The 24,616-nt window shown below is 71.2% G+C and carries 22 protein-coding genes and 1 tRNA gene; 8 read left to right on the plus strand and 15 right to left on the minus strand.

Translation table 11 applies throughout. The features are described from left to right. Positions 1 to 35 precede the first annotated feature (35 nt). The 7 genes from QNO14_RS10765 to QNO14_RS10795 all read right to left on the minus strand — a co-directional run bounded on the left by QNO14_RS10765 (position 36) and on the right by QNO14_RS10795 (position 8,557). A complete protein-coding gene (locus tag QNO14_RS10765; protein ID WP_285184259.1) occupies positions 36 to 545 on the minus strand; it encodes a hypothetical protein in 510 nt (169 codons plus the stop codon). A gap of 236 nt (positions 546 to 781) precedes the next feature. Further along, positions 782 to 1,474 carry a response regulator transcription factor gene (locus tag QNO14_RS10770; RefSeq protein WP_257505280.1) on the minus strand — a complete coding sequence of 231 codons (693 nt, stop codon included), beginning with the start codon at positions 1,472 to 1,474 and terminating at the stop codon, positions 782 to 784. After that, positions 1,471 to 4,008 (minus strand): DUF4118 domain-containing protein, encoded by a 2,538-nt coding sequence (locus QNO14_RS10775; RefSeq protein ID WP_257505281.1) that lies wholly within the window; start codon positions 4,006 to 4,008, stop codon positions 1,471 to 1,473. Before QNO14_RS10775 ends, QNO14_RS10770 begins: the two co-directional genes overlap by 4 nt. A 2-nt stretch (positions 4,009 to 4,010) precedes the next feature. Next, positions 4,011 to 4,625 (minus strand): K(+)-transporting ATPase subunit C, encoded by a 615-nt coding sequence (kdpC, locus tag QNO14_RS10780; protein WP_257505282.1) that lies wholly within the window; start codon positions 4,623 to 4,625, stop codon positions 4,011 to 4,013. A 19-nt stretch (positions 4,626 to 4,644) separates the two neighbouring features. Then, on the minus strand, positions 4,645 to 6,795 hold the full coding sequence (gene kdpB, locus QNO14_RS10785) for a potassium-transporting ATPase subunit KdpB (protein WP_257505283.1): 2,151 nt from the start codon (positions 6,793 to 6,795) through the stop codon (positions 4,645 to 4,647). Next, positions 6,795 to 8,468, minus strand: a complete 1,674-nt coding sequence (gene kdpA, locus QNO14_RS10790; RefSeq protein WP_257505284.1) for a potassium-transporting ATPase subunit KdpA — start codon at positions 8,466 to 8,468, stop codon at positions 6,795 to 6,797. Before kdpA ends, kdpB begins: the two co-directional genes overlap by 1 nt. Beyond that, positions 8,468 to 8,557: a potassium-transporting ATPase subunit F gene (locus QNO14_RS10795; protein ID WP_257495481.1), complete on the minus strand. Its 90-nt coding sequence runs from the start codon at positions 8,555 to 8,557 to the stop codon at positions 8,468 to 8,470. The genes kdpA and QNO14_RS10795 overlap by 1 nt, the downstream gene beginning before the upstream one ends. Before the next feature lie 333 nt (positions 8,558 to 8,890). Between QNO14_RS10795 and QNO14_RS10800 the strand changes: the two genes are divergently transcribed. Beyond that, positions 8,891 to 9,091 (plus strand): hypothetical protein, encoded by a 201-nt coding sequence (locus tag QNO14_RS10800; RefSeq protein WP_257495480.1) that lies wholly within the window; start codon positions 8,891 to 8,893, stop codon positions 9,089 to 9,091. Between the two features lie 389 nt (positions 9,092 to 9,480). Beyond that, positions 9,481 to 10,050 (plus strand): DUF2510 domain-containing protein, encoded by a 570-nt coding sequence (locus tag QNO14_RS10805; RefSeq protein ID WP_257505285.1) that lies wholly within the window; start codon positions 9,481 to 9,483, stop codon positions 10,048 to 10,050. Positions 10,051 to 10,069: 19 nt separating this feature from the next. Here the strand turns inward: QNO14_RS10805 and QNO14_RS10810 are convergent, their stop codons facing one another. Beyond that, the gene (locus tag QNO14_RS10810; RefSeq protein WP_257505286.1) at positions 10,070 to 10,756 is read right to left on the minus strand and encodes an SDR family NAD(P)-dependent oxidoreductase; all 687 of its coding nucleotides are present in this window, start codon (positions 10,754 to 10,756) and stop codon (positions 10,070 to 10,072) included. Between the two features lie 147 nt (positions 10,757 to 10,903). Here QNO14_RS10810 and QNO14_RS10815 point away from each other — a divergent pair, with 147 nt between their 5' ends. Then, positions 10,904 to 11,758, plus strand: a complete 855-nt coding sequence (locus tag QNO14_RS10815; protein ID WP_257505287.1) for a helix-turn-helix domain-containing protein — start codon at positions 10,904 to 10,906, stop codon at positions 11,756 to 11,758. Between the two features lie 45 nt (positions 11,759 to 11,803). After that, positions 11,804 to 12,637: an LLM class flavin-dependent oxidoreductase gene (locus QNO14_RS10820; protein WP_257505290.1), complete on the plus strand. Its 834-nt coding sequence runs from the start codon at positions 11,804 to 11,806 to the stop codon at positions 12,635 to 12,637. On the opposite strand, the gene QNO14_RS10825 is transcribed toward QNO14_RS10820, so the two are convergent. The 7 genes from QNO14_RS10825 to QNO14_RS10855 all read right to left on the minus strand — a co-directional run bounded on the left by QNO14_RS10825 (position 12,634) and on the right by QNO14_RS10855 (position 20,714). Beyond that, a complete protein-coding gene (locus tag QNO14_RS10825; RefSeq protein ID WP_257505291.1) occupies positions 12,634 to 14,010 on the minus strand; it encodes a D-alanyl-D-alanine carboxypeptidase family protein in 1,377 nt (458 codons plus the stop codon). The genes QNO14_RS10820 and QNO14_RS10825 overlap by 4 nt on opposite strands. A 132-nt stretch (positions 14,011 to 14,142) precedes the next feature. Next, on the minus strand, positions 14,143 to 14,724 hold the full coding sequence (locus QNO14_RS10830; protein ID WP_257505292.1) for an isochorismatase family protein: 582 nt from the start codon (positions 14,722 to 14,724) through the stop codon (positions 14,143 to 14,145). 264 nt (positions 14,725 to 14,988) lie between these two features. Further along, positions 14,989 to 17,355: an MMPL family transporter gene (locus QNO14_RS10835; protein WP_257505293.1), complete on the minus strand. Its 2,367-nt coding sequence runs from the start codon at positions 17,353 to 17,355 to the stop codon at positions 14,989 to 14,991. Between the two features lie 44 nt (positions 17,356 to 17,399). Continuing rightward, positions 17,400 to 17,792 carry a hypothetical protein gene (locus QNO14_RS10840; RefSeq protein ID WP_257505294.1) on the minus strand — a complete coding sequence of 131 codons (393 nt, stop codon included), beginning with the start codon at positions 17,790 to 17,792 and terminating at the stop codon, positions 17,400 to 17,402. A gap of 62 nt (positions 17,793 to 17,854) precedes the next feature. Continuing rightward, a tRNA-Thr gene (locus tag QNO14_RS10845) sits at positions 17,855 to 17,927 on the minus strand. Between the two features lie 73 nt (positions 17,928 to 18,000). Then, a complete protein-coding gene (locus tag QNO14_RS10850) occupies positions 18,001 to 19,554 on the minus strand; it encodes an alpha/beta hydrolase (RefSeq protein ID WP_257505295.1) in 1,554 nt (517 codons plus the stop codon). Further along, positions 19,551 to 20,714 (minus strand): DNA polymerase III subunit delta', encoded by a 1,164-nt coding sequence (locus QNO14_RS10855; RefSeq protein WP_257495469.1) that lies wholly within the window; start codon positions 20,712 to 20,714, stop codon positions 19,551 to 19,553. Before QNO14_RS10855 ends, QNO14_RS10850 begins: the two co-directional genes overlap by 4 nt. A gap of 167 nt (positions 20,715 to 20,881) precedes the next feature. On the opposite strand from QNO14_RS10855, the gene QNO14_RS10860 reads away from it, so the two are divergent. The 4 genes from QNO14_RS10860 to QNO14_RS10875 all read left to right on the plus strand — a co-directional run bounded on the left by QNO14_RS10860 (position 20,882) and on the right by QNO14_RS10875 (position 24,609). Continuing rightward, entirely contained in the window at positions 20,882 to 21,811 is a 930-nt protein-coding gene (locus QNO14_RS10860; protein WP_257505296.1) for an ABC transporter ATP-binding protein, read from the plus strand. Beyond that, positions 21,808 to 22,653: a hypothetical protein gene (locus QNO14_RS10865; protein ID WP_257505297.1), complete on the plus strand. Its 846-nt coding sequence runs from the start codon at positions 21,808 to 21,810 to the stop codon at positions 22,651 to 22,653. The genes QNO14_RS10860 and QNO14_RS10865 overlap by 4 nt, the downstream gene beginning before the upstream one ends. A gap of 100 nt (positions 22,654 to 22,753) precedes the next feature. Beyond that, positions 22,754 to 23,905 (plus strand): sensor histidine kinase, encoded by a 1,152-nt coding sequence (locus QNO14_RS10870; RefSeq protein WP_257505298.1) that lies wholly within the window; start codon positions 22,754 to 22,756, stop codon positions 23,903 to 23,905. A 20-nt stretch (positions 23,906 to 23,925) separates the two neighbouring features. Then, positions 23,926 to 24,609, plus strand: a complete 684-nt coding sequence (locus QNO14_RS10875) for a response regulator transcription factor (protein ID WP_257505299.1) — start codon at positions 23,926 to 23,928, stop codon at positions 24,607 to 24,609. Positions 24,610 to 24,616 lie beyond the last annotated feature (7 nt).

Raw genomic sequence — 24,616 nt, forward strand, 5'->3', positions numbered from 1 at the left:
GTGCGCTGCGGCGGATGTGCGATCGCCGGGCAGGGTCACAGATTGCCGAAGGTGTAGTACCACGCGTTCGCGCGGAGACCGGCGACCGTCGTCGCATCCTCATCGAGATCCAGAATGACGATGCGTGTCGGCTCAGCGGTCGAGTCGAACAGCGCGGGGTCCGCAGGCTCCGCTGCAAGGGGGATCTCAGGTGTCGGCCGCGCACCGAGCGCGCGCGCCGTATCTACGGTGTCTCCGACACCGATGCCGGACACGGTGCGGATGGGGACGCCGGCGAGATCCGGGACCTCGACGACGATTGTGACGTGGCGGCACTCGGGGAGACACTCCTCGCTGAATCCCGTGGTGATGAGCAGTCCCGGCCACGCGTAGTCCGTCGTGAACCGCGCCCCCTGCGCGCCGCCGGGAGAGGTCGTTTCGGTGGGCTCCACTCCAAGAGTGGCGCTGAGCGCGGAGACGTAGGGGGCGGGATCGACGCCAGCGAAGACGAGCTGCGCCTCCACCGCACCGCCGTCATCGAGCAGAGTGATGTCCGTCGCGCTCACAACGATCGCGGAGAGGTCCGGCGGTGGTGTGGGGCTGGGAGTCGGGGGCGTCGGCGACGACGATGGAGCGACGGCAGGGCGGCTGGGCGTGGGATCTGCGTCGCGGGAGCCTCCCCCGGTGCACCCCGCCCCACCGACCACGATCATCGCCGCGAGAACTACGACGCCGAATCTTCGCCTCATGGGTGAAGTATCACAGAAGACTCATAGTTACCGTGGCACCGATGCGACCGGCCTCACGTCGCGACCCCGTCGAGCCGGTACCCCATCCCCGGTTCGGTGAGCAGGTACCGCGGCGCGCTCGGGTCGGGCTCCAGCTTCTTGCGCAGCTGCGACACGTACAGCCGCAGGTAGCCGGTGTCTTCGGCGTGGTCGGTTCCCCAGATCGTGCGCAGCACCGTCTGGCGGGTCACGAGCTTGCCGGCGTTGCGGATGAGGATCTCGATGAACTGCCACTCCGTGGGCGTCAGCCGGATCTGCCGGTCGCCGTCAGGGGTCGTCCGCACCACACTGTGCGCGGCGAGGTCGATCGTCACGTCCCCGAGGCGCACCACGGGCGACGCGTCGTCTTGCGGCACGCGCCGCGTGAGCGCGCGGATGCGGGCGAGCAGCTCCTCCACGGCGAAGGGCTTGGTGATGTAGTCGTCGGCACCGGCATCCAGCGCCTCGACCTTGTCGGCCGCACCTGCCCGGCCCGAGACGACGAGGATGGGCGCGGTCGACCAGCCGCGCACGGCGTGGATCACCTCGATGCCGTCGAGGCGCGGCATGCCGAGGTCGAGGATCAGGATGTCGGGCCGGTGGTCGACGGCGGCGGCGATGGCCTGCGTCCCGTCGAGGGCGGTCGTGACGTCGTACCCCTTCGCGGTCAGGGTGATGCGCAGCGCCCGCAGGATCTGGGGGTCGTCGTCGGCGATGAGGATCCTCATGCCCGCTCCCCCTCGCCGACCGAGACATCGGCGGCGACGCCCGCCGTGGCATCCGTCTCGCTCGCCGCGCGCAGCGAGATCACCATCGTCAGCCCGCCGCCGGGGGTGTCCTCCGAGGTCAGCGTGCCGTGCATCGCCTCGATGAACCCGCGCGAGAGCGCGAGGCCGAGCCCCAGCCCGCTGGAGTTGTCGGTGTCACCCAGACGCTGGAACGGCACGAAGATGTCATCCTTCTTCTCGGCCGGCACACCCGGCCCGCGATCGACGATGCGGATCTCGAGCCTGCCACCGAACGTACTCGTGCTGACGTGCACAGGCACGCCCGCCGGCGCGTAGCGGTGCGCGTTGGCGAGCAGGTTCACCAGCACGCGCTGCAGCAGCACCGGGTCGGCGTGCGCGACGGCATCGCCGTGCTGCAGCGCGAGCGTGACGTCGGCGGGGCCGAGCTGCAGCTCGTCGAGCGCGGGCGCGATGGCCTCGGCAGGGTCGGTGGCGATGTCGGCGATGGTGAGCACGCCGGTCTGCAGGCGGCTGACGTCGAGCAGGTCGGTCAGCAGCGCGCCGAGCGCGGTGAGGCTCTCGTCCGCGGTCTCGAGCAGCTCCTGCCGGTCGGCGGCGGCGAGTTCGGGACCCGCCGCGCGCAGGCCCCCGACGGCGGCCGACGCGGCGGCGAGCGGGCGGCGCAGATCGTGGCTGAGTGCCGACAGCAGCGCCCCGCGCACCCGGTCGGATGCCGCGATCGGCTCGATCTGCTGCGCGGTCTTCTCCAGCCGCTCGGTGTCGAGCGCCGCCCGCAGCTGCGCCGTGACGACACCCAGCAGACGACGCTCGGATGCCGCGAGGTCGGCGCCGTGCAGCTCGAGCACCGCCTCGTCGGTGAGTGGGATGCCGGTGAACCGCCCGTCCGGCAGCGGCTCCCCCGCCCGCGCCACCACCTCGTCGCCCACGACGAGACGCACGCCGGGCAGTTGGAACGCTTCGCGCACCCGGTCGACGAGGGCCTGGATCGCGTTCTCGCCGCGCAGCACGCTGCCGGCGATGGTCTCGATGAGCTCCGATTCCGCGGCCGAGCGCCGCGCGGCCCGGGTGTAGCGGGCGGCGCGATCCACGATGAAGCTCACGAGGCTCGCGATGACGACGTAGAGCACCAGCGCCAGCAGGTGGTGACCCTCGTGGATGTGCACCGTGTACAGCGGCTCGATGAAGAGGAAGTCGAGGGTGATACCGGAGAGCACTGCGGCGAAGAGGGCCGGCCACAGCCCGCCCACCAGCGCCACGACCACCACGAGCAGCTGGAAGCTGAGCACGTCGGTCGTGATCGACTCCGCGCTGCGGAAAAGGGACAGCAGGGCGGTGAGCAGCGGCCCGCCCGCGAGCGCGACGACGAACCCGAGGATGCGGCGCTTGCGCGTGAGCGCGCCGGTCAGGGGCGGCAGCGCGGGGCGGCGGCCGGCGGCGGCGTGATTGACCATGTGCACGTCGATGTCGCCGGACTCGCGCACCACCGTCGCCCCGATGCCGGGTCCGGTGAGCAGCGCCGCCAGCCGCCCCCGCCGGCTCGCCCCGAGCACGAGCTGCGTGGCGTTGACCGAGCGGGCGAACTCGACGAGGGCGGTGGGGATGTCCTCCCCCACCACCTGGTGGTAGGTGCCGTTGAGCTTCTCGACGAGGGCGCGCTGCTCGGCGAGCGCGGCGGGGCTGCCCGAGTGCAGCCCGTCCTGGCTCGTGACGTGCACGGCGATCAGCTCGCCGCCGGCCGACCGGGCGGCGATGCGGGCGCCGCGACGCAGCAGGGTCTCGCCCTCGGGCCCGCCGGTGAGCGCGACCACCACACGCTCACGCGCCTCCCACCGGCTGTCGATGCCGTGCGCCTGCCGGTACCCCTGCAGCGCCTGGTCGACCTCGTCGGCCAGCCAGATGAGCGCCAGCTCCCGCAGCGCCGTGAGGTTGCCCAGGCGGAAGTAGTTCGACAGCGCCGCGTCGATGCGCTCGGCGGGGTACACCGCACCGACCGCGAGCCGGTCCCGCAGGGCCTGCGGCGCCAGGTCGACGACCTCGATCTGGTCGGCGCTGCGCAGAAAGCTGTCGGGCACGGTCTCGCGCTGGGGCACCCCGGTGATCTGCTCGACCACGTCGTTCAGCGACTCGATGTGCTGGATGTTCAGCGTCGAGATGACGTCGATCCCCGCGGCCAGCAGCTCGTCGACGTCCTGCCAGCGCTTGTGGTTGCGCGACCCGGGGGCGTTGGTGTGCGCGAGTTCGTCGACCAGGGCGACCTGCGGCATCCGCTGCCGCACGGCATCGAGGTCCATCTCCTCGAGCGCGACGCCACGGTGCGAGACGCGGGCGCGCGGCACGACGGGGATGCCCTCGGCCATCGCGGCGGTCGCGGCGCGCCCGTGGGTCTCGACGACGCCGATGACGACGTCCCGCCCCTCGGCCCCCAGCCGCCGGCCCTCCTCGAGCATCGAGAACGTCTTGCCCACACCCGGGGCGGCCCCCAGCAGCACCCGCAGCCGCCCGCGTCTGGTCATGGTCACTCTTCTCGCTCGTCCAAGGCAACGTTAAGCTCCAGCACGTTCACCGTGGCGTCACCCAGGTACCCGAGTCGCGGTCCCTGTGTGTGAGCCTGCACCAGTGCGCGCACGTCGGCGGCGGGGATGCCGCGTTCGGCGGCGACGCGCTCGATCTGGATCTCGGCGTACGCGGGGCTGATGTGCGGGTCGAGGCCCGACGACGACGCGGTGACGGCGTCGGCCGGCACGTCGGCAGGTTCCACGCCGTTGAACGCGGCGACCTGGTCGCGTCGCTCGGTGATCGCGGCGATGAGGTCGTCGTTCTCGGGCCCGAGGTTCGAGCCCGACGAGGCCCCCGCGTCATAGCCGTCGCCGGCAGCGGAGGGCCGGGACTGGAAGTACTGCGGCAGCGGCGCTCCCTCGGCATCCGTGAAGGACTGCCCGATGAGCGACGACCCGATCGGTGCGCCGTCGGCGTCGGTGATCAGCGAGCCGTTCGCCTGGGCGGGCAGCGCGAGCTGACCGACGACGGTGAGCGCGGCGGTGTAGCCGACGCCGAACAGCACCGTGAAGAGCGCCATGGCGCGGACGGCGACGCCGACGGTGCGGGCGGTGCTGCGGGTGGAGGTGTTCATGTGGGTTCTTCCTCTTGGTTCAGAAGCCGGGGATCAGGCGCACGACGAGGTCGATGAGCCAGATGCCGATGAAGGGGGCGATGATGCCGCCGAGCCCGTAGACGGCGAGGTTGCGACTGAGCGTGCGCGAGGCACCGCCCGGCCGATAGGCCACACCGCGCAGGGCAAGCGGAATGAGGAAGACGATCACGATCGCATTGAAGATGATCGCCGAGAGCACGGCGGATGCCGGTGAGTGCAGCCCCATGATGTTGAGCGCCGCGAGCTGCGGGAACACCCCGAGGAACATCGCGGGGATGATCGCGAAGTACTTGGCGATGTCGTTGGCGATGGAGAACGTCGTCAGCGCGCCGCGCGTGATGAGCAGCTGCTTGCCGATGCGCACGATGTCGATGAGCTTCGACGGATCGGAGTCGAGGTCGACCATGTTGCCGGCCTCTTTCGCAGCCGACGTGCCCGAGTTCATCGCGACACCGACGTCGGCCTGCGCGAGCGCGGGGGCGTCGTTGGTGCCGTCCCCTGTCATCGCGACGAGCCGCCCGCCCTGCTGCTCGGCGCGGATGTAGGCGAGCTTGTCTTCGGGGGTTGCCTCGGCCAGGAAGTCGTCGACCCCCGCCTCGGCCGCGATCGCCGCCGCCGTCAGCGGGTTGTCGCCGGTGATCATGACCGTGCGGATGCCCATGGAGCGCAGCTCGGCGAACTTCGCCGGCAGCCCTTCCTTGACCACGTCCTTCAGGTGCACGACGCCGAGCAGGCGCGAGCCGGCATCCGCAGAGCTCGTCGCGACCACCAGCGGGGTGCCGCCCGTGTGCGAGATCCGCTCGACGGCGGCGGTCATCTCGGTGAGGTCGGCCGCGCTGGGTGCCTGCCCCTCAGCCTCGAGCCAGGCGACGATCGCGGAGGCGGCGCCCTTGCGGATGCGGATGCCGTCGGGGGTGTCGAGCCCCGACATGCGCGTCTGCGCGGTGAACGGCACGATGTCGCCTGCCGCCGCCGCACCGACGTCGATGCCCTTCGCCCGTGCCAGCTCGACAATCGATGCCCCCTCGGGCGTGGGGTCCGCCAGGGACGACAGCGCGGCGGTGCGGATGAGCTCGGGCGCCGGCACGTCGCCGACCGGAAGGAACGCGCTCGCCCGCCGGTTTCCGTACGTGATGGTGCCGGTCTTGTCGAGCAGCAGAGTGGTCACGTCGCCGGCCGCTTCGACCGCGCGGCCCGACATCGCGAGCACGTTGCGCTGCACCAGCCGGTCCATGCCGGCGATGCCGATGGCGCTCAGAAGCGCCCCGATCGTGGTGGGGATGAGGCAGACCAGCAGCGCGATCAGCACCGGCACGCTGACAGGTGCTGCCGCGTACGAGGCGATCGGGTTCAGGGTCAGCGCGACGACCACGAAGATGATCGACAGGCTCGCGAGCAGAATGCTGAGCGCGATCTCGTTCGGCGTCTTCTGGCGGGCGGCGCCCTCGACCAGGGCGATCATGCGGTCGACGAAGGTCTCACCGGGCTTCGACGTGATCTTCACGACGATGCGGTCCGACAGCACGCGGGTGCCGCCGGTGACGGCTGAGCGGTCGCCGCCGGACTCCCGCACGACCGGGGCGGACTCCCCCGTGATCGCGGATTCGTCGACCGAGGCGATGCCCCACACGATGTCGCCGTCGCCGGGGATGAGCTGCGGCGGCGAGACGACCACGACGTCACCGAGGCGAAGGTCGGCCGAAGCGACATCGGTCGTGCCGGACCGCTCGGCCGCGGGATCGGTGAGCGGATCGTAGGCATCCACCCGCCGCGCCGTCGTGCTGGTGCGGGTCTTGCGCAGGCTCTCGGCCTGCGCCTTGCCGCGCCCCTCGGCGACCGACTCGGCGAGGTTCGCGAACAGCACCGTCAGCCACAGCCAGACGGCGATCGCCCACGTGAACGACCACGGCACCGGGGTGCCGCCCGAGGGCGCCGGTCCCCCGATGAACGGCTCCGCGATGGCCAGCAGGGTGGTGAGGGCGGCGCCGACCCACACCAGGAACATGACCGGGTTGTGCCACTGCAGGCGCGGGTCGAGCTTGCGGAACGCGCCCGGCACGGCGGCCCGCACCTGCGCCGGCGAGAATCCGCGCGGCGGCGCGGGCGTCGGCGCGGCCTCGGGAGGTGTGGTGGTCAGTGTCGAGGTCATCAGATCAGCCCTTCCGCCAGGGGACCCAGCGCGAGAATGGGAAAGAAGGTGAGCGCCGTCACGAGCACGGTGACGGTGCTGAGCAGCCCGACGAACAGCGGGCGGTGGGTGGGGAGCGTGCCGGCGGTCGTCGGCACGGCGTCCTGCGCGGCGAGTGCGCCGGCGAGAGCGAGCACGAAGACGATCGGCACGAAGCGGCCGAGCAGGATCACAACCCCCAGGGCCGTGTTCAGCCACGGCGTGTTGGCGGTGAGTCCGGCGAAGGCCGACCCGTTGTTGTTGGCGGCGGACGTGAACGCGTAGAGCACTTCGCTCATTCCGTGGATGCCGGGGTTCCAGATCGACGTGGATGCCACCTCTTCGCGGATGCCGGGAAGGGCGAAGCTCAGCGCGGTGCCGGTGAGCACGAGGGTCGGCATGACCAGGATCGTGAGGGCGGCGAGCTTGATCTCGCGCGGCCCGATCTTCTTGCCGAGGTACTCGGGGGTGCGGCCGATCAGCAGACCGGCGATGAACACGCCGATGATCGCGAGCACGAGGATCGCGTAGAGCCCCGACCCGACACCGCCGGGCGAGACCTCGCCGAGCATCATGTTGAGCATCGGCATCATGCCGCCGAGCGCCGTGTACGAGTCGTGCATGGAGTTGACCGCGCCGGTGGAGGTGCCGGTGCTCGTGGTGGCGAAGAGCGTCGAGCCGATGATGCCGAAGCGCTGCTCCTTGCCCTCCATCGCCGCTCCCGCCAGCTGCGGCGCGGTGCCGTTGCCGGCGGTCTCGAACGCGGTCAGCAGCGCGAACGATGCCAGATACAGCGTCGCCATGACGCCGAGGATCGCGTACCCCTGGCGGTTGTCGCCCACGATGCGGCCGAACGTGCGCGGCAGCGCGAACGGGATGACGAGCATGAGGAGCACCTCGAAGGCGTTGGTCCACGCGTTCGGGTTCTCGAACGGATGCGCCGAGTTGGCGTTGAAGAATCCGCCGCCGTTGGTGCCGAGCAGCTTGATGGCCTCCTGCGAGGCCACGGGGCCGCCGGGGATCGACTGCGTCGCGCCGGTGAGGGTGGTGACGTCGGTGAAACCGTTGACGTTCTGCACCACCCCGCCGATCAGCAGCACGACCGCGGCGAGCGCGGCGATCGGCAGCAGGATGCGCAGGGTGCCCCGGGTGAGGTCCACCCAGAAGTTGCCGAGCGTGCCCGACCGGCGTGCCGCGAAGCCGCGCACCAGGGCGATGGCAACCGCCATGCCCACGCCCGCGGAGACGAAGTTCTGCACCACCAGGCCCAGCGCCTGCACGGTGTAGCCGAGGGTGAGCTCCGGCGAGTACGACTGCCAGTTCGTGTTGCCGACGAACGACGCCGCCGTGTTGAACGACAGGTGTTCGCTGGGCGCCGGCAGCCCCAGCGAGTACGGCAGCCACTGCTGCAGCCGCTGCAGGCCGTAGACGATGAGCAGACCGATCGCGGAGAACGCGAGCACGGCGCGCAGGTACGCCGGCCAGGTCTGCTCGGCCTTGGCATCCACGCCGATCAGCCGGTAGACGCCGGACTCGACCCGGGTGTCCTTCGGCGAGGTGTAGACCCAGGCCATGTAGTCGCCGAAGGGGCGGTAGAGCAGGCCGAGGATGACGGCGACGGTGGCGAGCGACAGCAGCGCCGACACCCACGCCATCAGAACCGCTCCGGTTTCACGAGGGCGAACACGAGGTACACGATCGCCGCGACACCGAGGATGCCGGCGAGCAGCTGGAACACGATCACAGCTTCTCCACCGCCTTCCCCAGCAGTCCGACGACGACGAACAGGGCGATCGTGCCCAGCACGTAGACGAGGTCAAGCACAGCAGGCTCCATCTGAAGGACGGCGTCAGCGCACGCGCTGTCGCACGCCCTCATTCGCGGGCGCAGTGCGATCCAACTCCTGCCGGCGCCCCCCGATGCCCGTCCTCACGCAACCCATACGGGGGTGCCGCGGATCCTTACGGTTCCCTCACGCCGCGGTGGCGCGGGTCGTGTTGCGGTGCCCCTGTGCCACGGATCGGGTGGGCCTGGCAACCCCTTGGGGGCGCGGCATCCGTCGTCGCATCATGGGGCCATGAGCGATCGAGATGACATCAAGCAGCCCCTTGACCATCTTCCGCCGGCCGACGAGCGGGACAAGGCGATCGAGGTCGAAGAGCCCGAGTATCCCGACACCGGCCACGCGGACACCGCAGACGTCACACCGGCGACGGCGGCGGAGCCGGGCAAGCCCAACCGGCACGGCGTCGACAAGCTGCCGCCGACCGGGCGCTGACGCCCGCGTACCCGCACAGCGCCGCGGTGGCTGGGTTCCGGCCGCCGCGGCGTTCGTGCGTCTGCGGGGTGTCCGGTGTCCGAAATGCGGGGATCCGCCCGGATGAGGACCGAAAGCGCGGCATCCGCCCTCGTTCCGGCAGATCCCCTCATTCCGGCAAAGTTTGCCGCTCGCGGGCGCGACCGCGCAGCGCCGCGGTGGCTGGCTTCCGGCCGCCGCGGCGTTCGTGCGTCTGCGGGGTGTCCGGTGTCCGAGATGAGGGGATCCTCCCGGATGAGGACCCAAAGCGCGGCATCCGCCCTCGTTTCGGCAGATCCCCTCATTCCGGCCAAGCCTGCTGCGCGGAATCCGGGGGTGGCTGAGACGACGCCAGTGGCTACGATCTGCGCATGGGCAACGCAGAAGCCGGGTGGTACGACGACGGGGCGGGCTACCAGCGCTGGTGGGACGGCAACGCGTGGACCGACGACTATGCCGACATGCGCGGGGCCACCGTCGAGCTGCACACCTCGAACCCCGCCGCCCAGAGGCAGCCGATGGGCTGGTACGACGATGGACGTGGTCGCCTGCGCTGGTGGGACGGGAACGCGTGGACGGAGCGTGCGCAGTACCTGGCGGAGCCCCACACGTTCTCGGGAATCACCGTCTCAGGCGAGTGGATCTTCTACGGCGACCTCAGCCAGCCCATCGCCGGCGTGGTGGCATCGTTCGAAACGGCCGGCGAGATCGGCGAGCGATCCACGCTGACCCGCGCGGCGGCAGGCGGACTGCTGTTCGGCCCTGTGGGCATGATCACGGGCGCCATGCTCCGCAAGAAGGTCGATCGCCGGGAGTTCTACCTGTCGATCGACGGCCCCGAGCAGTTCTGGGTGGCACCGGTCAGCCCCGCGTTCGGGCTTCAGGCTCGCCAGTTCGCCGCCTGGGTGAACAGCGTCTCGCGTCACTATTCGCGAAAGTAGGCCTGCCGCCGCCAGGCGCTCACCAGGCGAGCACGCCGTCTTCGTCCTGCAGCGTTCCTGTCGGGCCGCCGCTGCCGAGGCTCGCTATCCGCACCACGACCGCGGCGCTGTCGGATGGCGACCGGCCACCGGGGAAGTCGGCCGTCATGTCGGTGGCCGTGTAGCCGGGCTCGACCGCGGTGAACGCGATGGCGGGGTGCGCCTTGGCGTACTGCAGCGTCAGCATCGTGGCTGCCGCCTTCGACGCCGCATACAGCGCGTTGGTCAGGTGGTACTCCGGTCGCGCGGGGTCGGTCACCGCCCAGAACGACCCTGCGCTGCTGGACACGGTCACCACGGCGGCGTTCGCCGAGCGCCGCAGCAGCGGCAGCGCAGCTTCGGTCACGCGCACGATGCCGGCGGCGTTGGTATCGAGGGCCCGCAGCGCCGTCGGGCCGTCGACGGGGCCGAACTCCTGGATGCCGGCGTTGTGCACCAGCACGTCGAGCACGCCCTGCTCTGCCTCGATGACGGCGAGCGCCGCAGCCACCGAGGCATCGTCGGTCACGTCGAGCTGCACGAACCGGATGCCGAGGGCGTCTGCCGCGGCCCGGCCCCGGGCCTCTTCGCGGGCGCCGAGGTACACGGTGTGGTCGAGCGCGGCGAGCTGCCGGGCGGTCTCGAAGCCGATTCCCTTGTTGGCGCCGGTGATCAGTGAAACGGTCATGTGTCTCCCTCGAAGTGCGGCCCGAATCGGGCTCGCAAGGACGCTACGGACCGCGCCCACCCGGCATCCAGAGCCCTGGCGAGAGGGGGTGCGACGGGGCCCCCTCTCTCGCGTCCACACCCCCTCTCGCACTCCTACGCTGGTGACGTGAGTGAGACCACCAACATGCTCGGCACGTACCTTCGTGCCCGACGCGAGCAGGTGACGCCGCAGCAGGTCGGGATCCCCGTCGTCGGCGTGCGGCGGGTGCCGGGTCTGCGCCGCGAAGAGGTCGCGACCCTGGCCGGCATCAGCGCCGACTACTACCTGCGTCTCGAGCGCGGCCGGGACCGCCACCCGTCGGCGCAGGTGCTGCGGTCGATCGCCCGGGTGCTGCAGCTCGACGACGACCACCTCGCGCACCTGCTGGCCCTCGGGGCGGAGGTGACGCGCCGGTCCGCGCGACGCTCCCCCACCGAAACGCCGCCGCCGGGAGCCGTGGCGCTCATGCACTCGCTCGCGCAGCCCGCCTTCATCGAGGGGCGGTTCTTCGACGTACTGGCTTCTAATGCGTTGGCCCGGGCGCTGTCGCCGGGGCTCGTCCCCGGCGGCAACCAGCTGCGCGACTTCTTTCTCAGCCCGGCCGAGCAGGCGCTGCATCCGGAATGGGAGGACCTCGCCGAGTGCCTCGTCGCCAATCTGCGGCAGGCGGCGGGCACCGACGTGACCCACCCGCGCTTCGTCGAGCTCACCGCCGAGCTCGGTGCGGGCAGCGACCTCTTCCGTCGGCTCTGGTCCCGGCACGAGGTGCGCGGGCAGCGCGGCACCCGGGTGCGCGTCGTGCATCCGCAGGTCGGTGAGATGACCCTCAACCGCGAGCGGCTGCGCATCGACGGCGCCGACGACCTGATGCTCGTGGTCTACCACCCCACCCCGGGATCGGTGGATGCCGACAGCCTCGCGCTCCTGGCATCCGCCTCGCTGCCGGTGGCCGCGGGGCGAGGCAGCGCGGACGTTTCCTGACGCCTCCCCTTGAGGCTGCGGATGCCGCGCGCCTACGATCCGGGAATGAGCCATGACGGGGTGGGTGTGCGCATCGGCGTCATCGCGCGCCCCCAACTGCCGCCCGAGCACCTGCCCGCCGCGGCGCGGGCGGCCGAGGCTGCGGGTGTCGACGACCTGTGGCTGTGGGAGGACAGCTTCTGGAGCGGCGGGCTCGTGACCTCGGCGGCCGCGCTCGACGCGACCACGACGCTGCGGCTCGGGCTCGGGCTCATGCCTGTGCCGTTGCGCAATCCCGCTCTCGCGGCGATGGAGGTCGCGGCGCTCAGCCGGCTGCATCCGGCGCGATTCGTGCCCGCCTTCGGCCACGGGGTGCGCGCCTGGATGCAGCAGGCCGGTGCCGCCGTCGATCGGCCCCTCACTCTCTTGCGCGAGTACGCGACCGCGGTGCGCGCTCTCCTGCACGGCGAGGAGGTCACCGCCGCCGGCCAGTACGTGCAGCTCGACGGCGTGCGGCTCAGCATGCCGCCCGCCGCCGATGCCGTGCCGCCGATCCTGCTCGGCGCCAACGGCCCGAAAGCACTGGCGCTGGCCGGCGAGATCGCCGACGGCGTCGTGCTCGGCGAGGCCCCGACGGCTGGGGCCGTGGCATCCGCCGTACAGATCGTGCGCGAGCCCGCGCCGCGTCACCGCTCGCGGCGACTCCCCTGCACGTGGTCGGCTACGTCATATGCCAGCCCGGACGACGAGGTGGTGCCTTTCGCGCACCGCGACCTGTACGCGGCGGCGATTCCGCGGGCGGTCACCCGCACCGTCACGGGCGGCCACCAGCTGGGCGATGACCTGCGCGTGGTGGCCGACGACATCCGCGGGCTCGTGGGCGACGGCATCCGCCGCTAGCCGAGTTCGCCCGGGTTCGTGAGGCGCCACCACGACGTCGGAGGCGCGATGGTGCCGTCGAGCTCGACCGGGACCGTCACGGTGCGCGGACCGGCGGTCCAGGTGGCGGAGCCGATCACCTCGCCGTCTTCCCAGGTCGTCGGCGTCGTCGTTTCCATCGTCGCGACGATGGGCGTGTCCGACCAGACCAGCAGAGCGGCCTCCGCCCCCAGCACCATGCGCGCGGTGCTGCCCCACGGGGTCGAGAAGGAGCCCACCTCCTGCCCATGGCGCGCGACGGTCATCTCGGTGAACCCGCCCGTGATGCTCTCGAGCAGGGTGGACACGCTGTGGTTGACGGAGGCGCGCGAGCTCGCGCCGAGGAGGACGCCCACGATGTCGAGGGGCGCCCCGATGCCGACGTCGAGGCTCGCGGTGTAGAGCAGGTTGCTGCCGCCGGGGTCGAGGGTGCCGGTCTTGAGGCCGGTGATTCCGCTCTGGCCGAGCAGGGAGTTGGTGTTGTTCATCCATCCGGGTCCGGGGAGGGACAGGCCGGGGTTCGCGGCGATCGTGGCGACGGTCGGGTGGGCGGCGGCGATGCGACCGAGGGTGATCAGGTCGCCCGGGGTGCTCGTGTTGCGCGGGTTGATGCCGGTCGGCTCGACGATCGTGGTCTGCGTCAATCCGTTCGCCGCGAGCCAGTCCCGCGTCGCCCGCAGGAACGCACCCTGCGACCCGAACGCCCAACCGGCGACGGCCTCGGCGTAGTTGCACGCCGACGGGATCAGCATCGTGGCGATCGCATCGTGGAGCGACAGCGAGCTGCCGATGGGCATGGGGGCGATGGTGGCGCCCATCACGTAGTACTTGTCGTAGAGGGCGTGGTCGGCGCGGCCGAAAGTCAGGGTGGGCCCGGGGTCCGTGGCATCCGCCAGGGGATGCGCATCGAGGACGACGAGCGCGGTGATGAGCTTCGTGATGCTGGCGATGGGGCGCGGTTCTTCGGTGCCGGTGGTCGCCCAGATGCTGCCGTCCTCGGTGCCCAGGTAGTCGGCGGCGCCCGAGATGGCGATGGCCGACGCGCCCTCGGCCGGGAGCGCGATGTCCGCTGCCGGCGGGGTGGTGACTTCGGGGACCTGCGAAGCCGCGACCGGCTCGGCGACGGGAGCGGTCAGAGCCCAGCCGGTGTAGCCCCCGCCGCCCCCGAGCGCCAGGACGAACACGATGGCGGTCGCGAGCAGCCGTCGGCGACGACGCGTGCGCCGCTCCTCCGGGTCGATCGGCGCGGTCGGCCGGCTCTGTCGCCGGGCCGAGCCGGGCTCTACCGTGGGCGCCTCACGCAGCAACCCCGCGAAGTCCTCGAGCGCGTCCGGCGCGCTGTGCCCTGTCGTCACCACGGACCCCCATCCGACATGCTCCCCCCAGCATGCACCATGGCGGGGACGGGCCCGTCACGGGGGCAGTGGCACCAGAGCCACGAGGATTCACGGCCGCAGGGGATCGGCGCGATCGGCCGCGACCGGCCGTCAGACTCCGGACTCGGCAAGCTCCGCGCCGGCGTGCGCAAGCTCGGCCAGCGCCGCCTCGCTGGTGGCGGGGGCGACTCCGGCGACGAGGTCGGCCAGCACGCGCACGCGCAGACCGTGGTCGATGGCATCCAGGGCCGACGCCCGCACGCAGTAGTCCGTCGCGATGCCGGCGATGTCGGCCTCGAGGATGCCGTGCCGGGTCAGCAGCTCGCCCACGGTGTCGCCGTCGTCGGTGGTCCCTTCGAACAGCGAGTATGCCGGGGCGCCCTGGCCCTTCTTCACGTGGTGGGTGACGGCATCGGTGACCAGCCCGGGGTCGTACTCGGCGCCTTCGGTGCCGGCGACGCAGTGCACCGGCCAGGTGTCGACGAAGTCGGGCTCGCCGGCGGCGAAGTGCCCGCCGTTGTCGCCCCCGGCATCGTGCCAGTCGCGCGAGGCGACGATCAGGGCGTACTGGTCTGCGGACGCGGCCAGGTGCCGGGTGATCGCGGCGGCCACCGCGTCTCCCCCGGCCACTCCCAGCGCCCCACCCTCGGTGAAGTCGTTCTGCACGTCGACGATGAACAGCGCCTTGCTCATGCGCCGAGCCTACGCCGCCCCGGTGCGTGCACAACGCCGCCATTCCGGCCACTCGCAGGGCTTTCGGCCGCCGCCGGAGCGGTTTCGCCCGCGGATCGGCGACGTTGTGCACGGCTGGTGCCCGCGACCGGACCGCCGAGCCGGGCGTGCTGGCGCCGCAGGCACCCCGCCGGCACGCTGCCCACACGTCGCCGGCACGCCGCCCGCACGCACAAGGGCCACGGCATCAGCCGTGGCCCTTGTGCACAACGTCGCCGTTCCGGGTCAGCGTCGGCGCAGCGACCGCCGCGTCACCGGTCGCGCGCCCGTTTTGGCGACCTTCTGCTCGACGGCGCGCACGCCGGCCTCGGTGTCGACGGCGACCGCCGCCGCCCCGCCGTCCCCACGGCGCATGTCACCCGGCACGGGAGCCGCGACCGGACCACCCTCGCTGGGGCTCATCGCCAGCCGGCGCGCACCGCCGATGTCGTTGCGCCACAGCTTCGACGGCCACCAGATGGCGCGGCCGATGTCGAACGACAGCGCGGGCACCAGCAGCGAGCGCACGATGAAGGTGTCGAGCAGCACGCCGAACGCGACGATGAACGCCAGCTGCGCCAGGAACAGGATCGGGATCACACCGAGCGCCGCGAACGTCGCCGCGAGCACGAGGCCGGCGGAGGTGATCACCCCGCCCGTCGCGACCAGTCCCCGAAGGATGCCGAGCCTCGTTCCGTGCGTGAGGGACTCCTCCCGCACGCGCGTCATCAGGAAGATGTTGTAGTCGATGCCCAGGGCGACGAGGAACACGAATCCGTACAGCGGCACGGCCGGATCGGCACCGGGGAAGTCGAAGATGCCGTTGAACACCAGGGCGCTCACGCCGAGGGCCGACCCGAACGACAGGATCACGGTGCCGATCAGCAGCACCGGCGCCAGCAGCGACCGCAGCAGCACGATGAGGATCAGCAGGATCACCACGAGGATGATCGGGATGATCAGCGTGCGGTCCCGGATCGAGGTGTCGTTGGTGTCGACGTCGGTCGCCGTCTCCCCGCCGACGAGCACGTCGGTGCCCACATCATCGGACAGCTGCACGCGAAGGTCGCGCACGACATCCTCCGCGGCGATCGAGTCGGCGGCGTCGCTCAGCGTCGCGATCAGCAGCACGTCGCCGTCTGCCACGGTCGGTTCGGGAGCCGGGGTTCCGGGGGGACCGAAGGCGGTGAACACAGCCTCGCCACCTTCGAGCTCGACGCCCGCCTGGCCGTTCGGCGAGTCCTCGCTGGCCGCGGCGATCGAGTCGATGCCCTCCACGTCGGTGAGCACCTCGACGCTCGCCGAGAGCTCATCCTCCGGCACGATCACGTACACCGGGCTGCCGGAACCTGCCGGGAAGTGCTCGGCCAGTTCGGCCTGACCGTCGCGGGCCTGCGACGTGCCGAGCACCAGCTCGCTCGAGGGCACGCCGTCGGCCTTGAGCTGCGTGGCCCCGACGCACGCGGCGAGCAGCACCACGGTCGAGACGATCCACACCGCACGCGGGTGCCGGGCGACGAAGCGCGCCTGGCGGGGCCAGAGGCCCTTCACCGGCCGCGAGAAGTCCTCGGGCAGGCCGAGCGCGTCGGGCTTGGGCGCGAAGGGCCAGAAAGCGGCCCGCCCGGTGAGGGCGAGGAGCGCGGGAAGGAACGTGAGGGCCGACAGCATGGCGAAGGCGATGCCGATCGAGGCGATCGGGCCCAGAGCGCGGTTGGTCGCGAGGTCGCTCAGCAGCAGGCACAGGAGTCCCGCGATGACCGTGCCGCCCGAGGCGAGGATCGGCTCGAAAGCGCCGCGCCAGGCTGCGATCGTGGCATCCCACCGCTTCTTGCCCGACGCGATCGCCTCACGGAAACGAGCGACGTACAGCAGCGCATAGTCGGTCGCCGCGCCGATGACCAGGATGAAGAGGATTCCCTGCACCTGACCGTTGAGCACCACCACGCCCGCCTTGGCCAGCCACCACACCGTCAGCAGCGCCACGCACAGCGCGAACACCGAGGTCAGCAGCACCAGCACCGGCAGCAGCGGCGAGCGATACACGATGACGAGGATGATGAAGACGGCGATGAGCGCCACCCCCAGCAGCAGCCCGTCGATGCCGAGGAAACCCTCGACGAGATCGGCGGAGAATCCTGCGGGGCCGGTCACCCAGGCCTCGACGCCCTCGGGGACTCCGTCGGCCATGTACTCACGCAGCTCGGTGACGATGTCGGCGATCTCGCCCTCGGCATCGAGCGGCACGAAGATCTGCACGGCCTGGCCATCCTCGGAGGGCACCGGCGGCGACACGTCGCCCACCACGCCCTCGAGGTCGACGATGCCGGCGCCGAGCTCGCCGATGTCGGCGAGCTGCCCCTCGGTCAGCTCGTCTTCACCGGCCACCACCACCAGGGCGGGCACGCTGTCGTCGCCGAGGAACTCACCCAGTCGCTCGTTGACCTGCGTGGCGTCGGCGCTGGACGGCAGATAAGCGGAGCGGTCGTTGACAGCGACCTCGTCCACCTTGCCGAAGTACGGGCCGCCGATCGCGCCGCCGACCAGCCAGACCAAGACCAGCACGACGGGGATGCCGATGCGCAGCCACTTCGGCACATTTCGCTCATTTGCCATATTGCTAGCTTATCTAGCAATCTGCGGATGCGCCACTCCGCCGATCAGCGCGCGAACAGCAGGATCCAGGATGCCACGAAGGCCACCACGCCCAGCCCGGCGAGGCCCGCCGCCAGCCAGGCAGTCGCGCGCACGGCCGGGGAGTGCTTCGTCAGCCGGAAGCGATCGCGTCCGCCGACCCGGTACCAGATGTCCGCCGTCGGATGCCCTGCCAGGCGTTCGGCGTCGGTGTGGCCCGCGGCAGCGGCGCCCACTCCCCCGTCGTGGTCGAACCAGCGCACCACCACGCCGTCCTCTTCGTGCTCGACCACGCCCTTCGCGGGAAGCCACGAGCCGTCGATGGCCCACAGGACGACGGCGATCAGGGCGACCAGAAGCCCCGCACCGAGCCCCACCCAGGAGAAGATCTCGAGGATCGCGTCGAGCGCGACGTCCATGGGTCTCCCAGCGCTCATCTGGATATGACTGTGGGGCCCCGAAGAGCCCCACAGTCGGTCTGAGCCACCTAAGGGAATCGAACCCTTGACCTATTCATTACGAGTGAATCGCTCTGCCGTCTGAGCTAAGGTGGCGCGCTTCGCTTTCGCTATGCACGATCATCGATCTTACATGGTGACAAGAGCGCTCGCGAACCGCTCCGACCCGTCACTCGCAGGTCAGACCGTCTTCGGGCACCGTGCCGTCCACGAGGTACGACTCCACCGTGGCATCCACGCACGCGTTGCCCTTGTTGTAGCCGGTGTGGCCCTCGCCGACGCGGGTGACGAGCACGCCCGAGGCGAGCTGATCTGCCAGCGACACCGACCATTCGTACGGCGTGGCCGGGTCGTTGGTGGTGCCGACCACCACGATGGGGGCCGCACCCTCGGCCGTGATCGGCTCGCGCACACCGGTGGGCTCGTACGGCCACACCGCGCACGAGTCCGGCCCCATCCAATAGGGCGCGACCGTGGGTGCTTCGGCCGCGAGCAGCGCCTCGGCGGCCGCGTCCTCTGCCTCATCGCTCACGGGATAGTCCATGCAGTTGTAGGCACGGAAGGCTTCGGCCGAGTTGTCGAGGTAGACGCCACCCTCCCGGGCGTTGTAGAAGTCCGCCAGCTGCAGGGCGATCTGGGGGTCCCCCTCCAGCGCGTCGGTGAGCCCGGCCGTCAGGAAGGGCCAGCTGTCCTGGGAGTACAGCGCCGCGATGATGGCCGTCAGCAGCGTGTCGGCTCCGAGCTGCCGTCCGTCCGGGGCGAGGAGAGGACGCGCGTCGACGCTGGCCAGCAGCGTGCCGAGGTCAGCCATGGCATCGTCGACGGTGCCTCGGAACGGGCAGTCCTGGCCGGCGAGGCACTCGGCCATGTAGGCGCGCAGGGCGGACTCGAACCCCACGCCCTGCGTGACGCCCACCTCGAGGCCGGATACCGCCGGGTCGATGGCGCCGTCGAACACCAGGCGGCCGACGCGCTCGGGGAAGAGCTTGGCGTAGGTCGCGCCGAGGAACGTGCCGTATGAGTAGCCCAGGTAGTGCAGCTGCTCGTCGCCGAGCACGCCGCGCAGCAGGTCGAGGTCGCGGGCCGCCTGAAGCGTCGTGATGTAGGGCAGGATGCCGTCGCTGTTGGCTTCGCAGGCTTCGGCGAAGGCGGCGTTGCGCTCGGTGAGCTCGTCCTCCCACTCGGTCGTACCGCGCGGGTTCTCGGGAACGTCGTAGAGGTAGGCGTCCATCTCCTCCGCGTCGAGGCAGCGCACCGCGGTGGACTCCCCCACCCCGCGAGGGTCGAACCCGATGACGTCGTACGCCTCGCGCAGCGCCTCGCCCGTAGCGAACGCGGCGGAGTCGCGGATGAGCTCCAGTCCGCTCGCACCGGGCCCGCCCGGGTTGGTCAGCAGCGAAGCGATCGGCGCGCCGGAGTCGGCGTGACGACGGATGACCGCCAGGTCGATCTCTCCGGCATCCGGATTCTCCCAGTCGAGCGGGGCGGTCACCGTGGCGCAGTCGTAGTAACCGGGGTCGGCGCCCTCGCACGGCTCCCACTCCACCGTCTGCTCGTAGAAGGGCAGCAGCTCCGCGGAGACGCCGTCGGTGACCGGCGGCTTGCTGGGGCCGGGCGAGGGAGTGGCCGCTTCGGGGATCATCGCGCTGAGGCACCCGGTGAGGCTGAGGGTGAGCGCGACGATGCCGGAGGTGACCACGAGGAGACGGCGGCGAATGCTCACGGGGTCCTTCCGCTGGCGACGGTGATGAGCATGCTCTCGAGCGCCAGCACCGGAGCGGCGTTGAACTCGAGGTTGCTGCGGGTGAGGGTGATCTGGTCGAGCACGGTCAGGGTGCGCTGCATCGTCCAGGCGGCGGCGAGCGCGCGCAGATCCTGCTCGAGTTCGCGGTTGATCAGGTCGGTGTCACGGCCGAACTGCAGCATGAGGGTGTCCCGGTACAGCGACTGCAGGTCGGTGAGCACCCGGTCGATGCCGTCGCGCAGGCTGCGGGTCGCGCGCCGCTTCTGCTCGTCTTCGAGTGCGTTGACCTGGCCGCGCACGGCGGGAGGCACCGCGGCCCCCTCCGGCACGCCCAGGGTGCGCAGCAGCGACGCGCGCTCCGCCTCGTCGCGCTCGGCGGTGAGGGCCTTGGCGTCTTCGGTGGCCGCCTGCACGATGCGCCCGGCGATCTCCACCGCGTCGCCCACGCCGCGCACACCGAGCACCGCGCGCAGGATCTGCTCGCGGCGGGTGCGGGAAGCGGCGTCGGTCGCGAGGCGCTGGGCCATGCCGATGTGGCGCTGCGCCAGGCGTGCGGACTGTTCGGCCACGGCGGGATCGACGCCGGTGCGCTGCACGATGAGACGCGCGACGTCGGCGACCTCGGGGTCGCGCAGCCGCAGCGTGCGCACCCGGGAGCGGATGGTGGGAAGCAGGTCGGCGTCGCTCGGCGCGCAGAGGATCCAGACCGTCCGCTCCGGCGGCTCTTCGAGCGCCTTCAGCAGCACATTGGACGTGCGCTCGGTCATGCGGTCGGCGTCTTCTACGACGATGACCCGGTACCGCCCCAGCGACGGGGAGAAGTACGAGCGCTCCACCAGCGCGCGGGCGTCTTTGATCGAGATGATGACGCCCTCGGTGCGCAGCGCCGTGAGGTCGGGGTGGGTGCCGGCGAGCACCTGGCGCATGACGTGGTCGACGCCGTCACCATCACCGGCGATGAGGCGGGCGGCGAAGGCGTAGGCGAGGGTGGAGCGGCCGGATCCGGGCGGGCCCGTGATGAGCCACGCGTGCGTCATCGAGGCGGGGTCGGATGCCGCGGCCTGCAGCTGCGCGACCGCCTCGTCCTGCCCCCACACGTCACCCCACGGCAGCTCGTGCACGATCGGGGCGGACTCCATGGGCTCCAGCCTAACCGGGGGCGCCGACGAAGCTCCTCCGAGAGAGACGATCACCGGCTCCTCGCCGTTGTGTACCTGGGTACTGGTCGCACGCCGAAGTCGCGACCGCAGGCCGATGTGGGCGATGAGGCGCCTCCGTAGCGTCGAAGGCGACGAAAGGTGCACAGATGATCCGGGTCGAATCCCTGACGAAGAACTACGGCCGGAAGGTGGCCGTGCACGGCATCGACTTCACGGTCGAGCCGGGCAGAGTGACCGGCTTTCTCGGTCCGAACGGAGCCGGCAAGTCCACCACCATGCGCATGATCGTGGGACTGGACCGCCCGACGGCCGGCACGGCGGAGGTCAACGGTCGTCCGTATCGGGAGCTTCCCGCGCCGCTGCGGGAGGTCGGCGTGCTCCTCGACGCGCGCGCCGCCCACCCGCGCCGCACCGCGTACAAGCACCTGCTGGCGATCGCCGCGACGCACCGCATCGGGGCCGCACGGGTGCGCGAGGTGATGGACCTCGCCGGGCTCGAGGCCGTGGCCGGCAAGCGTGTCGGCGGGTTCTCGCTGGGCATGAACCAGCGCCTGGGGATCGCCGCCGCACTTCTCGGAGATCCGCAGACGATCATCCTCGACGAGCCGGTCAACGGGCTGGATCCGGAGGGCATCCTGTGGATCCGGGGCCTGCTGCGCAGCCTCGCGGCCGAGGGCCGTACGGTTCTGCTCTCCTCGCACCTGATGAGCGAGATGACCCAGACCGCGGACCACCTGATCGTCATCGGGCAGGGGCGGATCATCGCCGACGGCCCGATGCGCGAGGTGGTCGCCGCGGCCACCCGCTCGGCGGTGCGCGTGCGTGCGCGCAACGTCGACCGGCTGATCGCGGCCATCGCGGCACCGGAGGTCACGGTGTCGACCCATCCCGACGGGGCGGTGGAGATCACCTCGCTCACCGCGGAGCAGGTGGCGGATGCCGCCGCTGCGTGCGGGGTGGTGCTCTACGAGATCACCACCGTCGAAGGGTCGCTCGAGGACGCCTACCTCGCGCTCACCGCGGATTCCGTCGAATACCGATCGACGCCTGTCGCCGGGGAAGGAGTCGGCCGATGATGTCGCTCTCCACCAAGGCCCATCGCTCCGATGCCCGCACTCGGCGTCCACCGTTCTCAGCCACCCTCCGCTCGGAGTGGATCAAGCTCACGAGCCTGCCGTCCTCGGCGCTCGCTCTCGGCGGCATCCTCGCCATCGGACTCGGCGGCGCCCTCTTCCTCGCCCTCACCCTCGAGTCCTCAGGCGTGCCGTCCGTGCCGTCCGTCGAGCGGACCCTCGGCGACGTGACGGTCGCAATGGTCGTCGTGGGACAGATCATCGCCGGTATCGTCGGCGTCATGTCGGTCGGCGCGGAATACTCCTCGGGCGCCATCCAGTCCACGCTTCTGGCGTCGCCGACGCGGCTGCGGGCACTCTGGGCGAAAGCCATCGTGTCGTTCGCCGCGGTGACGGTCGTGTCGCTTGTCACCGTCTTCGGATCATGGGCCGCAACCACTCCCCTGTACGCGCAGTTCGGACTGGACGTGCCGCTGAGTGCGCCCGGTGCGCTGCCGGCGCTGGTCGGCGCCGCCGCATACCTCGGACTGTGCGCGGTGTTCGGCGTCGGCCTCGGCGCTCTCCTCCGCTCGACGACCGCCGGCGCGATCTTCGTCTTCGTCGCCACGCTGCTCGGACCCGTACTGATCTCGGTGCTGCCGTACAGCCTCTTCTCGCGTGTCCTGCGCGTCGCACTGCTCGGCAACGCCGGAGACGCCATGACGCGGGTCGGCATCGAAGGGGCCCCCTTCCTCGACGTCTGGGGTGGGTACATCAGCCCCCAGGCAGGCTGGCTCTTCGTCACCGCATGGGCCGCAGCGGCGCTGATCGCGGGCGCAGTCGCATTGAAGAAGCGCGACGCATGACAGCATCGTCCGTCTCACCGCCGGGTGCCGCCGACGCGGTGCCCGCGGTGGCGTGTCCGCTCCGGCGCCGCGGGCGGCGGGCCGGCGGCGGGTCGACGCCGTGATCCTGGCCGCCTACCTGCTGCTCGCCGCCGCGCTCGGCTACCTTTCGGTCGAGTCGACCATCACGACGCCGCTCCCGCCGATCCTCCTCGTGACAGCGGGCGGCGTGGCCGCCGTGCTCTGCCGACACCGGTGGCCGCGCGCGTCTTTCCTCGCCCTGCTCGTGCTGATGATGGCGTCGGCGGCGTGGGGCACCGGCGCCGAGACCGCGCTGGTGGTGCTCGCGCTGTACATCATCGGGGTCACCAGCCGGGCGGGTCGCGCCTGGGCGGCGTTCGGCGTCGCACTGGCGGCAGGCAGTGTCGCCGCACTGATCCTGGCGATCCGGGTGCGCGTCGGCCCGCCGATCCATGGCATCGCTCTCCGTTCTGCGCTCGAGGCCTGGCCGACGGACTGGGTCACCATGGCCACCGCGTTCGCCGGCGCCGCGCTGATCGCGACGCTCCTCGGGGTCAACCGGGGTCATCGGCGGCGGCACGTCGCCGCCCTGGTGGAGCGCGCGGAGCAGATTAAGCGGGAGCGCGATCAGCAGGCGAGCATCTCGCGGGCGCTCGAGCGCGAACGCATCGCCCGCGAGATGCACGACGTGATCGCTCATTCCCTCGCCGTGATGACCGCTCTCGCCGACGGGGCGAGCGCCGTGGCGCCGACGCGCCCCGAGGAGTCGCAGCGGGTGATGGCCCGGGTGGCCGACACCGGCCGGCGCACGCTCGGCGAGGTGCGCAGGCTGCTGGCGCGGGTCGACGATGACGCGGCGGCGCTGTCGTCCGCGCCGGGGCCCGCACAACTGCCTGCGCTGGCCGAAGAGTTCGTCGCCGCAGGCCTGCCCGTGCGGCTGGAGCTGACCGGCGTCGTCTCCACCGAGTCCGCCGTCGGCCCGACCGTCTACCGGATCGTGCAGGAGTCGCTGACGAACGTGCTGCGCCACGCCCGCGAGGTGCGGGACGTGTTCGTGCGGGTCGCGCTCGCCGACGACGAGGTCACCATCCTGGTGCAGGATTCATCCGCGCCGGCCCTGCCCACCGACTCCCCCGGCCGAGGCCTGGTCGGCATCCGCGAGAGGGGCGCGTTCTACGATGGCGAGGTCGAGGCGGGCCCCCGCGACGACGGCGGGTGGCGTGTGTTCGTGCGGCTCCCGCTGGACGGATGACGATGACGGAAAAGGCGGACATGACCGAGGACATCCGGGTTCTGCTGGTCGACGACCAGGAGCTCGTCCGCTACGGACTGCGCCTCGTCCTCGAAGCCCAGCCGGACATCACCGTGGTCGGTGAGGCCTCGAACGGAGCCGAAGCGCTGCAGTCGGTCCGTCGCCTGCAGCCCGACGTGGTGCTCATGGACGTGCGGATGCCTGACCTGAACGGCATCGAGGCGACGAAGGAGATCTGCCTCACCCACCCGGATACCCGTGTGCTCGTGCTGACCACGTACGACCGCGATGAGTTCGCCTTCGGAGCGCTCACGGCGGGGGCGGCGGGCTTCCTGCTGAAGAACACCCGTCCCGACGAGCTCGTCGCCGCCGTGCGCGCGGTGAGGACCGGCGATTCCGTCGTCTCACCCCGGATCACGGCCAAGCTCATCGAGGTGGCCGTCCCCCACCTCGAGCGACCGGGCGGCCGCCCGGACGCTGACCTGTCGGCCCTCTCCGAACGAGAGCAGGAAGTGTTCGTCCTCATCGGACGCGGGCTGACCAACGCTGAAATCGCCCAGACCCTGCACCTCAGCGAATCCACGGTCAAAGCGCACGTGGGACGCATTCTCGCCAAACTGCACCTGCCCAACCGAGTGCAGGCGGTGATCAAGGCCTACGAGGTCGGGGTCGTCACGGTCGGGGCACGCGACAGCGACCCCTGAGCATCGT

The organism is Microbacterium sp. zg-Y625, from assembly GCF_030246925.1.
In the GTDB taxonomy this organism is placed as follows: Bacteria; Actinomycetota; Actinomycetes; order Actinomycetales; family Microbacteriaceae; genus Microbacterium; species Microbacterium jiangjiandongii.